General features: G+C 37.3%; 9 protein-coding genes and 3 pseudogenes. 6 read left to right on the forward strand and 6 right to left on the reverse strand.

Translation table 11 applies throughout. The features are described 5' to 3' along the window. The first annotated feature begins 555 nt into the window (after positions 1-555). A complete protein-coding gene (gene ppsA, locus STA7437_RS04345; protein ID WP_015192156.1) occupies positions 556-3,060 on the forward strand; it encodes a phosphoenolpyruvate synthase in 2,505 nt (834 codons plus the stop codon). A 93-nt stretch (positions 3,061-3,153) separates the two neighbouring features. Here ppsA and STA7437_RS04350 read toward each other — a convergent pair whose 3' ends face one another. From STA7437_RS04350 to STA7437_RS04360, 3 genes are all read right to left on the reverse strand, one after another. After that, positions 3,154-4,029 carry a phosphatidate cytidylyltransferase gene (locus tag STA7437_RS04350; protein WP_015192157.1) on the reverse strand — a complete coding sequence of 292 codons (876 nt, stop codon included), beginning with the start codon at positions 4,027-4,029 and terminating at the stop codon, positions 3,154-3,156. A 123-nt stretch (positions 4,030-4,152) separates the two neighbouring features. Further along, positions 4,153-4,743, reverse strand: a complete 591-nt coding sequence (gene cbiT, locus STA7437_RS04355) for a precorrin-6Y C5,15-methyltransferase subunit CbiT (RefSeq protein WP_015192158.1) — start codon at positions 4,741-4,743, stop codon at positions 4,153-4,155. 255 nt (positions 4,744-4,998) lie between these two features. Then, positions 4,999-6,462 carry an aminotransferase class I/II-fold pyridoxal phosphate-dependent enzyme gene (locus tag STA7437_RS04360; RefSeq protein WP_015192159.1) on the reverse strand — a complete coding sequence of 488 codons (1,464 nt, stop codon included), beginning with the start codon at positions 6,460-6,462 and terminating at the stop codon, positions 4,999-5,001. A 217-nt stretch (positions 6,463-6,679) separates the two neighbouring features. Here STA7437_RS04360 and STA7437_RS04365 point away from each other — a divergent pair, with 217 nt between their 5' ends. The 5 genes and pseudogenes from STA7437_RS04365 to STA7437_RS04385 all read left to right on the forward strand — a co-directional run bounded on the left by STA7437_RS04365 (position 6,680) and on the right by STA7437_RS04385 (position 11,724). After that, the gene (locus tag STA7437_RS04365; RefSeq protein ID WP_015192160.1) at positions 6,680-7,435 is read left to right on the forward strand and encodes a response regulator transcription factor; all 756 of its coding nucleotides are present in this window, start codon (positions 6,680-6,682) and stop codon (positions 7,433-7,435) included. A 33-nt stretch (positions 7,436-7,468) separates the two neighbouring features. Next, positions 7,469-7,807, forward strand: a pseudogene (locus tag STA7437_RS04370) (GTPase); the annotation flags it as partial. Between the two features lie 896 nt (positions 7,808-8,703). Further along, positions 8,704-10,509, forward strand: coding sequence for a group II intron reverse transcriptase/maturase (gene ltrA, locus STA7437_RS04375; RefSeq protein WP_051036029.1), 1,806 nt, complete (start codon positions 8,704-8,706; stop codon positions 10,507-10,509). 79 nt (positions 10,510-10,588) lie between these two features. Beyond that, positions 10,589-11,344, forward strand: a pseudogene (gene ychF, locus STA7437_RS04380) (redox-regulated ATPase YchF); the annotation flags it as partial. Between the two features lie 26 nt (positions 11,345-11,370). Next, on the forward strand, positions 11,371-11,724 hold the full coding sequence (locus STA7437_RS04385) for a phage holin family protein (RefSeq protein ID WP_015192161.1): 354 nt from the start codon (positions 11,371-11,373) through the stop codon (positions 11,722-11,724). A gap of 70 nt (positions 11,725-11,794) precedes the next feature. Here STA7437_RS04385 and STA7437_RS04390 read toward each other — a convergent pair whose 3' ends face one another. The 3 genes and pseudogenes from STA7437_RS04390 to STA7437_RS04400 all read right to left on the reverse strand — a co-directional run bounded on the left by STA7437_RS04390 (position 11,795) and on the right by STA7437_RS04400 (position 14,854). Further along, positions 11,795-13,195: an ABC transporter substrate-binding protein gene (locus STA7437_RS04390; protein ID WP_015192162.1), complete on the reverse strand. Its 1,401-nt coding sequence runs from the start codon at positions 13,193-13,195 to the stop codon at positions 11,795-11,797. A gap of 106 nt (positions 13,196-13,301) precedes the next feature. Continuing rightward, positions 13,302-13,493, reverse strand: a pseudogene (locus STA7437_RS27650) (hypothetical protein); the annotation flags it as partial. 11 nt (positions 13,494-13,504) lie between these two features. Beyond that, positions 13,505-14,854 carry an NAD(P)/FAD-dependent oxidoreductase gene (locus STA7437_RS04400; protein ID WP_015192164.1) on the reverse strand — a complete coding sequence of 450 codons (1,350 nt, stop codon included), beginning with the start codon at positions 14,852-14,854 and terminating at the stop codon, positions 13,505-13,507. Positions 14,855-15,033 lie beyond the last annotated feature (179 nt).

Consider the following 15,033-nt stretch of genomic DNA (forward strand, 5'->3'; position numbering starts at 1 on the left):
TAGTTTTTTGTATTTATATATACTAAGAAAATTGACCTCTTGATGCAAATTGTTATCTAGCAGACATCTTAATTCTTGATGACCGTTTAGCACTTAGAAAATTTGAACTACGATCAGATGTACTTTAGCAGACATAAATATTTTAGCTTTTTTAAGCGATTATTAATTATATCAAAATATTTAAACAAATTTCTTAATTTACTATTAAAATTAACTAAATATTACTAAAAAAGTTTCAGAATTTTGGATTAATAAAATTTGAATAATTTTTTGTTTGATTTTTTGTAAAGAAATCTTCCCTCATCCAACAACAACCTGTTAATCTATTAATTGTAAGACAACTGAATCACCAAGAAAAACAGCTAAAAACAACTCAATAAATTGTCGAAGCAATCTAATTAATGGGTTATTTTTTAATAGTTATTCGCCAAACAAAAGAGATTTTGTAGAGATAATTTCTCAAGTAGGTTAGTAATCAAAAGTTTGAAAACTGTGCGATCACGAAGTGCCTCAGCTTCGCTGAGATCGCGCTTTGACTCAAAAGGGGAAGCTTTTATGATTAATATCGCTACAGACAAGCACCAATCAACCAACAAAGAAATATCTTTTGTGCTGTGGTTTGAAGAAGTAGGCATTCAAGATATTCCTTTAGTTGGAGGCAAAAACGCTTCATTAGGGGAAATGATTCAACAACTCACTCCCAAGGGAGTGAATGTTCCTACAGGATTTGCTACTACTGCTTATGCTTATCGTTATTTTATTACTCAAGCAGAATTAGAGCCAAAATTAAGGCAGATTTTTGCTGATTTAGATGTAGACGATGTTAACAATCTGCGAATTAGAGGTAAACAAGCTAGAGCGTTAATTCTTAATACTCCTTTTCCAGAAGAATTAGAATTAGCTATTTCTACGGCTTATTTTAAACTTTGTGAACGCTATGGAGCGAGAGCCGATTTTTGCGATCGCTTTGACTCCGAATATCGAGATAAATGTCGAGAATTCAGTTACGATGTCGATGTCGCTGTCCGTTCTAGTGCCACGGCTGAAGACTTACCCGATGCTAGTTTTGCAGGACAACAAGAAACCTATCTCAACGTCAACGGAGTTAAAAACGTCCTAGAATCGTGTCATAAATGTTTTGCTTCTATTTTTACAGACCGAGCTATTTCCTATCGAACGATTAAAGGTTTCGATCATTTTGACATTGCTCTCTCCGTCGGCGTACAAAAGATGGTGCGGTCAGATCTTGCCTCTTCTGGGGTCATGTTTTCGATTGATACCGAAACAGGTTTTAAAAACGCTGCCTTAGTCACTGCTGCTTATGGATTAGGCGAAAATGTTGTTCAAGGCGCAGTCAACCCCGATGAATTCTTTGTCTTTAAACCTACTCTACAACAAGGTTTTCAGCCCATTCTATCCAAACGATTGGGTAGCAAAGAAATCAAAATGATTTACGATGTGGGAGGCACCAAATTAACGAAAAATGTTTCTGTCTCTGAGTCCGAAAGATGCAAGTATGCTATTAGCGATGAAGAAGTTCTAACCCTAGCCAAATGGGCTTGTATTATTGAAGACCATTATTCCCAAGTCCGTAATACTTACACCCCAATGGACATCGAATGGGCAAAGGATGGACAAACAGGAGAACTCTTTATCGTCCAAGCTCGTCCCGAAACTGTCCAATCCCAAAAAACGGAAAATGTTCTACGCAACTATAAGTTAAACGGAACGAGTAACGTTTTAGTTACTGGACGTGCAGTTGGAGAAAGTATCGGACAAGGATCGGCTCGTGTTATTTTAGACGTTCACAAAATCGATCAATTCCAACCAGGAGAAGTTTTAGTCACCAATAGAACCGATCCTGACTGGGAACCGATCATGAAAAAAGCCAGTGCGATCGTCACCAACCAAGGCGGAAGAACCTGTCACGCTGCTATTATTGCCCGTGAAATGGGAATACCTGCGATCGTTGGTTGCAGTACCGCAACAGGCAACATTAAAACTGGTCAACCTGTAACTGTATCCTGTTCCGAAGGAGAAGAAGGCAAAGTTTATGAAGGTTTAGTTCCCTTTGAAGTAGAAGAAACTAAACTAGATAACTTACCGCAACTGCGTACCCAAATTTTGATGAATATTGGCAACCCTGAAGAAGCCTTTAGTTTAGCTGCAATTCCCTGTGACGGAGTTGGTTTAGCCAGACTAGAGTTTATTATTGCCAATCACATCAAAGTCCATCCTCTAGCTTTGATGCACTTCGCTCAATTAGAAGATACCTGCGTTAAACACGAAATTGCCCAACTAACTCGTCTTTATGACCATAAACCTGATTTCTTCGTTGATAAATTGACCCAAGGTATTGGTAATATTGCAGCAGCATTTTATCCCAAACCTGTAATTGTCAGGATGTCGGACTTCAAGAGTAATGAATATGCTAATCTTCTCGGTGGCAAACAATTTGAACCCAAAGAAGAAAACCCGATGATTGGTTGGCGTGGCGCATCTCGTTACTACGATCCAAAATACAATCAAGCTTTTGGTTTGGAATGTCAGGCACTCAAACGAGTTCGAGACGAAATGGGTTTAACTAATCTAATCCCGATGATTCCTTTCTGTCGGACTCCCGATGAAGGACGTAAAGTTCTCGAAGAAATGGCAAAATACGGCTTGAAACGAGGTGAAAACGAGTTACAAATTTACGTCATGTGCGAAGTACCCAGTAACGTCATCCTCGCGGATGAATTCAGTGAAATCTTTGACGGTTTCTCGATTGGTTCAAACGATCTAACTCAATTAACTCTAGGATTAGACCGAGATTCTGCGTTAGTTGCTCATATTTTTGACGAACGCAACCAAGCAGTTAAACAAATGGTCAGGATGGTAATTGAAAAAGCGAAGAAAAATGGTCGTAAAATCGGTATTTGCGGTCAAGCACCTAGTGATTATCCAGAATTTGCTCGTTTCTTAGTTGAATTGGGTATTGATTCGATTAGTTTGAATCCTGATTCTGTCTTGAAAACTTATCTAGATCTTGCGGAGGTAGAATCGAAAGTTCAAAATTAAAACTGAAGTAATTCTCAATAATTGAGATTGGGTAGAGGTAATTCATGAATTGCCTCTACATTATTAAATAATACAGAAATTACAAATAACTGTTCAATTAGCAAGTAAAGGTAATAATAAAGTTACAAAATAATAAACTAAAGGAGCAGTAAACACATAACTATCAGTACGATCTAAAATACCTCCATGCCCAGGAATTAATTGCCCCGAATCTTTAACCCCTGCATCTCGCTTCATCATTGATTCAGTTAAATCTCCTAAAAGACTAGAAATCCCAATTAATGTCCCTAACAACAAACCACTAAACTGCCAAGCAGGTAAATGAAAATACCAAGCACCCACTTCCGCCACTATTAAACTACCTAGTACACCAAAAATAGCCCCTTCTACGGTTTTTTTAGGACTGATTTCTGATAATCTAGTACGACCAAAATGTTTTCCCATTGTATAAGCACCAATATCTGCTGCCCAAATACAAGCCATGACTAAAAACGTGAGCGTTAAAGCAAAAGGAAATTTACTAGGATCTGTCCAAGAATCAGGCCAATATCCATCAAAAGGAAGATTACTGTTACTAATTGTATTGGGTAAACTGACTCGCAAACGTACCCAATAACTAGGAAGATATCCGCCATAAAATAAACCCAAAATCGAGCTAGAAATATCTGCGATCGTCGCTATTTTAGGTTGAAAGAGTAAGTAAAAACAAATAAAAGTCCCTGCTAAGGGAAACATTGCATCAGTTAAATTAGGGGCAACAGCAGCAGTAATTAGCAGTAACTGAGAGACTACTAAAGTCGTTTTGGCAGCAGGTTCAATTCCCTTAGCTCGAACCAAGCGAAAATATTCCAGTTGGGCTAAAAAAATTAAAATACCAATACCTAGACTAAAATACCATCCGCCTAGAACAATCATTCCTAGAGCTAGAGCGATCGCTACTATTCCACTCAAAACACGAGACCAAAGCATAGGGATATTTAACCAACGACCGCTAAATTAAGTGCGGTAAAAGTTAAGAGAATTATTAGAAAAGGTTAACAAATTACTGATATATCTTAAGCACAATTTTTGCTAAATCCGAAATTCTTTAACTTATAATTTTTCTCCGCTTAAAATAAACATCGGATTAACTGCTGCAAAAACTTGATGAATCCCGCGAGTTTCTAAACGATTGACTGCTGATTGGACTACTTCAATGTTACGCGCTTGCAATTGAGCTAAACCTTCAGAAATAGTATATAAGCTTTCTAGGTTACTTGCTGTAGCTACAATTCTTCCTCCTGGCTGTAAGTATTCCCAAGCTTGTAAAATAATATCCTTAATTGGTTTACCTCCTTCAAGACAAATCCTATCTGGTAAAGGGGCTAATTTTTGTAAACAATCAGGCGCACTACCTTCAATAACTTGAATATTATTGACATCAAACAGATTGCAGTTTCTTTTGATCAAATTAGCTACTTCTTCATCTCTTTCTACGGCAATAATTTTTCCTTGAGGACAAAGTAAACCAATTTCTACAGGAATAGTACCTGTACCTGCTCCAATATCCCACAAGACGGAATCAGGTTTCATTCTGAGTGAAGAAATTAACAGCAATCTCACTTCTCTTTTACTTAGAGGAATGCCAGGTAATTGCTCAAATAAGTTATCAGGAATACCGGGAGTATTATAAGGCCAAAGCATATTCAGTTATCAGTTATCAGTTATCAGTAGAGACGTTCCATGGAACGTCTCTATAGTTATCAGTAGGGGCGGGGTGTATAAACAAGGGGTCGTCTGCGTCATCGTATGGCGCAGTTCATGAACCCCGTTCTGGAGGTTTTTTCCAGAGACAGCCCCTTGCGAACCAACCTTCGCCCGTACATCAGTTATCTGTAGAATTATCAAAGATGTTTGTTATTAATTGTAGAGCTAGGATTTTCCGTAACTTCAATCTCATTAATTAATAACTTGAATCGTGGTTAAATTAGGATCGCTACAACCTGAAATTTTACCACCGAGAGTAAGAACTGTTTGTAAATAATCGATCGCTTCGGAGGTAATAATTTCTCCTGGCATCAAAATTGGAATTCCTGGTGGATAGGGACAAATTAATTCGGCACAAATGCGTCCGCTAGACTTTTTAATAGCAATAGTTTCACTAGTAGCAAAAAAAGCTTCTCTAGGGGAAAGAGAAAGAGGGGCAAGGGAGAAGAGGGGAGTAGGAGAAAAATGAATAAAGGGGGAAGGAGAAAGGGAGAGAGTTTTAAACGCATTAACTAGCTGATTAATGTCTTCAGTGGTATTACCGAGGGAAATGATGAAGGTCAGATGTTTTAATAAGGGTAGTTCCGCAGTTACTCCTAACTGTTGATCTAAAATTTCATCCGCTTCATACCCAGTTAAACCTAGTTGAGTAACGTTAACTGTTAGTCTGGTTGGATCGAGATAGCTAAAACCAGGACTAGGGATCAATTCTAAACATGATATTCCTGGTATGGCGGACAATTGTTTTCGAGCTATTGCTGCTAACTCTAAAGTTTGATTCATCAAGCGATCGCCTGATAAGGCCATTTGTTGTCTGGCAGCATCGAGGGAGGCTAACAAAATATAATTGGGACTGGTTGATTGTAATAACTGTAAAGCTTGACTAATTCTACTTGGTGCTATTCGATTACCTTGTAGATGCAGCATCGAAGCTTGAGTCATGGCACTTAAAACCTTATGAGTTGATTGTACGGTTAAGTCTGCACCCAAACTCAAAGCAGAAGGAGGTAAATCGGGATGAAAAGCAAAATGCGCTCCATGTGCCTCATCAACGAGCAAAGGAATATCATACTGATGAGTAATTTGAGCGATCGCCGCTAAATCTCCACCAACTCCTTGATAGGTGGGATATAACACCATTACTGCTTTGGTATCTGGATGTTGCTGTAGGGTTTGTTTTAGACTTACTGAAGTAATACTGTAAGCTAAATCTTGTTGAGAATCATATTCGGGATTAATAAAAATGGGTATCGCACCAGAAAGAATTAAACCCGCGATCGCAGATTGATGAATGTTTCGCGGTAGAATGATTTTATCCCCTGTTTTACAAGTAGCTAAAATTGCTGCGATAATTCCGCAAGTAGAACCATTAATCAAAAACCAAGTTTGTTGTGCGCCAAAAAGTTCTGCTGCTAAATGTTGTGCTTCCTTAATTACTCCTTCTGGCGCAAATAAATTATCTAATTGAGGTAATTCTGGTAAATCTACTTTAAATACCGAATTTCCCAAAATATCAGTCAAATTACTAGCAATTCCTTGTCCTTTTTTATGTCCTGGTGCATAAAATGCAGCATCAGGTTGTTGCGATAAACTTTTCAAGCAATCAACGAGAGGAGTTTGAGATTGAGAAAGGCAAGAAAAATTTGATATTTTCATGATCTTTGAGCTAGTTTAAACCAAAAAAAATATTTTTTTAGCTGAATATTTTTAGTTTGTGACCTAGTTTTTTCTTGATAAAGATATCTTTTTAATCTTAACTTTATACACCTCGCTTCTATTTAAAGATTAAGTAAAAAAAAACTATAAGCAATTTTTTTTCAGTGTTTTTTCTGATATCTTTTGTTTAAGATAAATAAACTAGAGGATTAATTAAGTGTATTTATTAAAAGAAGAATCATGCCCAGCCATGGAAGTTAATAAAAAAAAAATACTGGTAGTCGATGACGATCCTGCTTTAGTCAAATTAATTTGCAGATTTTTTAATTACAATAATTACTTGACAGAATATGCTGAGGATGGCAAACAAGCTCGGCAAATTTTCAGGAAGTTTAAGCCTGATTTAGTAATTTTAGATATTAATTTACCCGATGAAACAGGATTAAATTTGTGTCAAGAAATTAGAAAAACTGACGCAATTATTATCATGCTTAGTTCAATGCAAGATACTAATTATATTTTAGAAGCTTTTGAACGAGGAGCAGACGATTATATTATTAAACCTTTTAATTTACAAATTCTCAAAGCAAAAATTGAAGCTTTATTAAGAAGATATAAACCTCTCTCCACTAATAATACTAATAGAAAACCTTTAGTTTTAGATCAGTTAATAATTGATTTTTGTCGTCGAGAAGTAATTCTAGATGGTACAAGCGTTACTTTAACAGCATTAGAATTTGATTTACTACATTTTTTAGCAACTAATCCCAATCGAGTTTGGGATCGAGCAGAGTTAATTGTAGCGATTTGGAATCGTGATGATTACACTGGTGACGATCGCAAAGTTGATATTCATATTGGTCGAATTCGCAAAAAAATAGGCGATCTCGATGGGAGACTAATTAAAACAATTTGGGGTAGAGGTTATATGTTTGAGTTAGCTAATGGCGATAAAGTAAAATTAGCAGACTAAAACTTATCGATTAAACCCTTAACTACAATTGTTATGTTACGAGCCGGAATCGTCGGACTACCGAATGTTGGCAAATCTACCTTATTCAATGCTTTAGTGGCTAATGCTAAAGCGGATGCAGCTAATTTCCCTTTTTGTACTATTGAACCTAATGTAGGTGTGGTATCTGTACCTGATGAACGTTTAGAGGTATTGGCAAAAATATCCCAATCAGCCAAAATCGTTCCTACCAGGATTGAGTTTGTTGATATTGCTGGCTTAGTCGAAGGTGCAAGTAAAGGCGAAGGTTTAGGTAATCAGTTTCTTGCCAATATTCGCGAAGTTGATGCCATCGTTCACGTTGTCCGTTGTTTCGACGATGATGATATTGTGCGACCCGTTTAGTACAAAAGTACTCTAAAAGTACGTGGTACTAGCCTGGTGAAAGAGGAACGTATTAAGCAATGTTAAGAAATTAGCAAAAATTAACTCAAGTACTCCAGAACCTTGACAACTAAATAATCCGTGAAGGTGAGAGTAACCTGTAATAAGGTCGCTAAATAATAATAAAAGTATAAAGACTCAAGCCCTTCTCCGCAAGTGTTGGCGGTAAAAGCATAGAGCGTCCCTCTCTGTGAAGAGAGTGAGAAGTTTCCCTTATACCTGGAATGATAACCCAGGGATAAAAGCGGGACTAAAAGGAGCAACGACTGATAGTCTAAATCGGTCAACTTCTAGCAAGAATCTATGAGTAGCGCAAGCAAACTAGCCTGATGTCGTTACATCGAAACAGCCAAACAGACTGTTAGGCTGTGTCCAAAAGGACATTGTTTAAAAGATGGTTTTAGAAGATATCTCTAAAATCCAACACTATCAAAACACGGCATCTAATAAGGCAAAGTCATAAGTATCGTTAAAGTTAAACAGCCAAATAGACTTTATGGGCTGTAGCCAAAAGGCACTGGTTCGCAAAACAATAACTCCAGTTCCGTTAGGAGTTATCAACACCTGTTAGAACCCGGTATAAAGACAGACTCTAAGGATTCATACCAACGGATTATTTGGAACGGGAAAACCCCCTTACACCTCTCTAAAGAGTAGTCAATCAAGACGCAACAATCTTCCAACTAAGGAAGGGAGTAAGGGGAGTAGGATTGGTCAAAAAGCAAAAGCCTCAACCCGAAATAACGGGTATCATCTGACCAAAACAAAGGGAAGAAAGGGTAATGCCGAGGATAAGCTGACGTGACCACTGTAAATAGGATGATAGAAGATCAAGTAGGATAAAAATGGCTAAAACACATTCAATACAACAGAATAGTGTGGCATGGCAAGAGATAGACTGGCGTAAAGTCAGAAAAACTGTTGCGAAAATCCAAAAGAGAATCTATCGAGCCAGCATCAACGGCGATGTCAAGAAAGTACGCCAATTACAAAAAACACTAATCAATTCCTACCATGCCAAATTAACGGCAGTCAGACAAATAACACAGGATAACTCAGGCAAAAAGACAGCAGGGGTGGATAGAATAAAGTCCCTCACACCACACCAGCGACTAAAGCTAGCCGAAAACTTGAAGCTAACGGATAAAGCCAAACCTGTAAGGCGAGTCTACATCCCAAAAGCCAATGGTGAAAAGCGACCACTGGGAATCCCCACTATCTATGACAGAGCAACCCAGAGTCTAGTGAAAATGGCACTCGAACCAGAATGGGAATCAAAATTCGAGCCGAATAGCTACGGATTTAGACCAGGAAGAAGCGCACACGACGCAATCGAAGCCATATTTAATTCAATAAGACAAAAAAGCAAATACGTACTGGACGCTGACATAGCCAAATGTTTTGACTGCATCAACCATTCAAAACTACTCAAAAAACTAAATACGTACCCCAAGATACGCAAGCAAATAAAATCTTGGCTAAAAGCAGGAATACTGGATAATGGAGAATTAATTTTTCCAGATAAAGGTACTCCGCAAGGCGGAGCTATAAGCCCACTACTCGCAAACATAGCACTACATGGAATGGAAAAAGAAATCGAAATGTATGCGGAAAGCTTAAAAGGCAGGAAAAATTATAATAAAACCGCCCTAAAGTTAATCAGATATGCAGACGATTTCGTAATTACCCACGACAATTTAGAAGCTATAGAGCAATGCAAGAACATAATCAATGAATGGTTGAAAGACATCGGACTGGAACTAAAACCAGAAAAAACAAGAATAACCCACACCCTAAGAGAACATGAAGGTCAAAAACCAGGATTCGACTTCCTAGGTTTTCAAATAAGACAATTCCCTGTAGGAAAACACCAAACTGGTAAAACAGCACAGGGAAGACCAATTGGCTTCAAAACCATAATCAGACCTTCTCAAGAAAGTGTTAAAAAACATTATCAAAATCTTGCCAGAATAGTAGACAGTCACAAGGCAAAAAGCCAACACACGCTGATTCAAAAATTGAATCCAGTAATAATAGGATGGGCAAACTACTATAAATCAGTAAGTAGCAAAGAAACATTCTCAAAAATGGATACACTGCTATTTAAAAAATTATGGCAATGGGGATGTAGAAGACACGCAAACAAAGGGAAAACCTGGGTTAAGGACAAATACTGGCATAGGATTGGAATAAAAATCTGGAATTTTATTGGGGAAGGCAAACAATTGGCAGAACACTCCAAAACAAAAATCTCAAAACATATTAAAGTAAAAGGGGAAATAAGTCCCTACAACGGAGATGAAATATATTGGAGTATGCGGATGAGAAATCATCCCACCATGCCAAGAAGAAAGTCAAACCTACTAAAAATTCAAAAAGGAATATGTAATTGGTGCAAAGAGTACTTTCACACGGGAGAGAAGATGGAAGTAGACCACATCACACCGAGAGAAATCAAAGGTGATAACAGTTATGGAAATCTTCAACTCCTACACAAACATTGTCACGATACAAAGACCAAAGAAGATTTAAACCAGATAAGAATACATAAAATCAGAAAATCCAGAAACAACCTAGTACAAAAAGATTGGAAATGGATAGATGATATGTTGGTCTGCGTCAAGGATGGTACTCATACAGAGCCTATTTAGAGAGGAGCGGAATGAGGTGAAAGTCTCACGTTCCGTTCTGAAGACGAGTCGGCTTGGTGACAAGTCGGCTTAGTTTAACATTCATGTTGCTGGTTCGGTCGATCCAGTTAGAGATATAGAAGTTATTAATTTAGAATTATCCTTGGCCGATTTAGCTCAAGTTGACAAAAGGATTGAAAGAGTACGAAAACAAGCTAAAAATAGTAAAGAAGCTCAAGCAGAGATGGTAGTACTAGAAAAACTTAGTGCTGCCCTTAACGAAGGTAAATCGGTTAGACAAGTTGATTTAGCTGAAGAAGAAACAGAAATTATTCAATCTTTAGGATTATTGACCGCTAAACCTGTAATTTTTGCTGCTAATGTGTCCGAAGATGATTTAGCTAGTGGTAACGATTGGGTAGAACAGGTAAAAACGATCGCCTCTACAGAAAATGCTAAAGTGGTGATTGTTTCGGCACAAGTAGAATCAGAATTAATTGAATTATCAGAAGCGGAAAAACAAGATTTTCTAGAATCCTTGGGAGTAAGTGAAGGAGGCTTAAAATCCCTGATCAAAGCTACTTATGAACTTTTGGGTTTAAGAACATATTTAACCACTGGGGAAACAGAAACCCGTGCTTGGACGATTAAATCAGGCATGAAAGCACCCCAAGCAGCAGGTGTAATCCATTCAGACTTTGAACGAGGTTTTATTCGTGCTGAAACTATTTCCTATCAAGATTTAGTGCATTCAGGTTCGATGGTAACAGCTAAAGAAAAGGGATTGGTTCGTTCCGAAGGTAAAGATTATGTTGTCCAAGAAGGCGATGTCATGTTATTTCGCTTTAATGTATAAGTAGTATCGCATAGGAGTTTACTTAAATGGTTGCTCTGTTAATTACCTGGTTAGTTACCGCCGTAAGTCTTTTGATTATTTCCAAATTACGGATAGGAGTAGAAATTGACAGCTTTGGGAAAGCTTTGCTTTCTGCGGTAGTTTTTGGGATTTTAAACGCTTTAATTCGCCCTGTGCTAGCTTTTTTTGCTTTTCCTCTGACGATTATTACCTTTGGGTTATTTGCTTTAGTAATTAACGCTATCATTTTTGGTCTAGCTGCTGCTTTAGTCCCAGGATTTAGATTGCGTTGGGGTTTTTGGAGTGCATTAATTGGCTCTTTTGCTTTGGGAGTAATTAACTCAATAATTTTTAGAATACTTCCTTTTACTGCCGGTTAATACGAGTGATAATCTGACTCAAAAACTGATAATTGCTCATGATCTTCGGATTTTGAGCGATTTTTTAGATTTATTGCCATTGAGCAAAAATTTGTTGAATTTGTGCGATCGCACTATCGGCTGCTTGTTCTGGGGAAATATCTTCCAAGATGATTTTTTTGAGTGCTTGTCCCCAAATATTTTGTTCTAAAACTAAGCTATAAGCAGGATTTTGCACAGAATAAAATAGTCTGGTTGGTTGATCGATTAAAGTTTTAACTGCGGTATAAATATGGGGATCTGCCTGATTTTGCCAAAATTTGTCTTTTCTTGCTGCGGTCATAACAGGAACATAACGACCTCCAGCACTTTTGAGATAATCTGCAATTACTTCTGGTTGAATCAAATAAGTAAGAAATTCTTTGGCTATTTTTTCCTGTTTAGCTCCTGCCAAAATCACAGCTTGTCTAACTGATACAATGTGACGCATGGGTTCGCCATTGGGTTTACGAGGAAATTCAGCAATGCCCAGTTTATTAAAATAAGTTTCTGGATCTTGACGTACCGCACTAGCAATAGAAAGAGTAGGATTGGGAGTCATCAAGACTTGACGATTGAGTAAGTTACGATTGTTGTCAGGGTCTAACCATTGTAATGCTTGAGGAGGAATATATCCTTGTTGATACAGTTGTTGATACCATTGCAAACAAGTAATAATTCCTTGGCGAACTTGAGGTTGATCAATCAACAAATTTCCTTCAGAATCTAAAATTTCGACATCGTAAGCTTCTAAAATTTGCTCAAATAAATAGTAAGTATCTGAAGCTTCGACGGAAATAGGAATCCCAAGAGCATATATTTCTGATTGTGCTTGAGTTTTGATTTGCTCAGATATAGGTTGCCAAAATTGCCAAAAATTGTCCCAATCTTGAGGAATATCCTGGGCAGTTTTCCCTACTTGTTTTAACCAATCTTGCCAATAAAAAATATGAATAGTTGCTTGATGAAGCGGAACTGCATAGTAACTTTTTTGCTCTGCCTTTTGATTATATAAATAAGCAGCTTTTAAAGCAGTAGTAGAATATAGTTTTTCTATTGGTTTGATTACTTCAGAGACATCGGCTAGTTTTCCTTGCCAAGCGAGTAAAGGATATTCAGCACGACTAGAAAATAAAACATCTGGAGGATTACCAGCTTCAATAGCTCTTTTTGTTTTTTGAGTAATTTCGTCAGCAGTATAAAAGGTCAGTTCTACTTGATTACCAGTTTTTTGTTGCCAATTATTAACAAGTTTTTGCAGAATTTCGTCTTCTTCAGGAATATAACCTTTATCCCACCAAATTTGTAATGTATCAGAGCTATTAGTTGATTGATTAACTTGGGATAAATTAGAATTTGATGTATTGCTACAAGCAATAATAATACTTACAATGGCAATTAAAGGTAGATAAATGAAAATCAAACGTTTCTGCCAACGATTGAAGGGTAGCATTTCCTAAAGCTTTAAAAGATACTTCTCAAACTTGTGAGCAATCATACTAGATTTAGTGATACTAACTAATAAATAGTTGTTAATACTTTACGTCTGGATCTACATTTTTGAAAAATACTTCAGCGTTAGTTAATTGATTGACGTTGGGGGATACCTCATCCCATGGCGCAGATACAACCAACGTGTTGACGGTAGTAGAAGTTAAAACTGGTGTACGATGTGCCTGTCTTTGTAGACGCTTTGTTGCTGCCTCAATTGAGCTATAAGTAACCAATTTTAGGGGATTTTCTACTACCATTGAGATGATTTTTAATTTTTCAAGAGTTCATATTGATTAGCTTCAGTTTCTACCTGTTTGCCATCGGGAGTGATTTTTTGGTCGGTAATTAAGCGCGCTCCGCGTCCTCTAGTAAAGTAATTCCAACCCCATTGCACCATAACTATTAATTTATTATCAAACTCAATCAAATAGTAAATATGGGCAAACACCCAAATCAACCAAGCTAATAGTCCCGAAAGTTTAATAAAACCGAGATTAACTACAGCCGAATTTTGCCCGATAACCGCTAGATTTCCCACATCAAAATATCTAAACGGTGGCATAGTTTGATTTTTGAGCCGTTTGGAAATGAGTTTGGCAACGTATTCTCCTTCTTGAATAGCAACTGGTGCTACTCCTGGTAAAGGTTTTTCTCCTTGATGAGGAAAATTAGCTAAATCGCCAATTACAAAAATATTAGGATATCCTGCGATCGTTAAATCTGGTTCAACCATTACTCTACCAACACGGTCTAATTCTGCGCCAGTTCGCTCGGCTAAAGCTTTGCCCATTCTAGAAGCTTTGACTCCAGCAGCCCATAAAATAGTATTAGAGCGAATTTGTTCACTATGGTCACCATATTTGACTGTAATGACATCTTCAGCAATTTCAGTTACTAAAGCCTTGGTTTTGACAGTAACACCTAGTTTTTCTAAAGAAGATTGCGCTTTTGCTGATAATTCAGCAGGATAAGGCGGTAAAAGGCGATCCATTCCTTCTAATAAAAGAATACGAGTTTCACTAGTATCAATATTGCGGAATTCATTTTTGAGAGAACCATGAGCAATTTCCGCGATCGCACCTGCTAATTCTACTCCTGTTGGGCCTCCTCCTACAATGGCAAAGGTCAAAAAAGCTTGTCGTTTTTCGGGATCGGTTTCTTTTTCTGCTGCTTCAAAAGCTAAAAAGATGCGTCGGCGAATTTCTAATGCATCTTCAACCGTTTTTAATCCAGGCGCGGTAGCTTGCCAATGTTCGTTACCAAAATAATGATGAGATACTCCTGTAGCAATAATCAGAATATCGTAATCAAGTTCGGGATGGTCTTGCAGATAAACTTTTTGTGTTTGGGGATCGAGGTCTACAACTCGGTCTAATAAAACGTGGGTATTCTTATTTTTACCCAAAACAACTCTCAGAGGAGAGGCAATATCCGCAGGGGATAAGCTACCTGTAGCTACTTGATAAAGTAGGGGTTGAAAAAGATGAAAGTTGCGTTTATCGATTAAAGTAACTTTGACGGGAGCTTTGCCTAACGCTTTGGCAGCATAAAGACCACCAAATCCGCCACCGACAATAACTACATGAGGTTGAGATTGATTAGTTTGGGCTGTATTCATAAAATTTATTTAGTCTGAAATGACAATTTATATAATTTTTACTTATAAAAAATTTATTGTTTTAAAACTTAGTTTATAGATTAGATAATAATTGCTATTTTCAGGTTAGTTGTTAAAGTTCTAAAATTCATCTGTTGAAGCGGAATTAATTTTTAAGATTTAAATATTGTAAACACGAT

It is taken from the genome of Stanieria cyanosphaera PCC 7437 (assembly GCF_000317575.1).
GTDB lineage: Bacteria > Cyanobacteriota > Cyanobacteriia > Cyanobacteriales > Xenococcaceae > Stanieria > Stanieria cyanosphaera.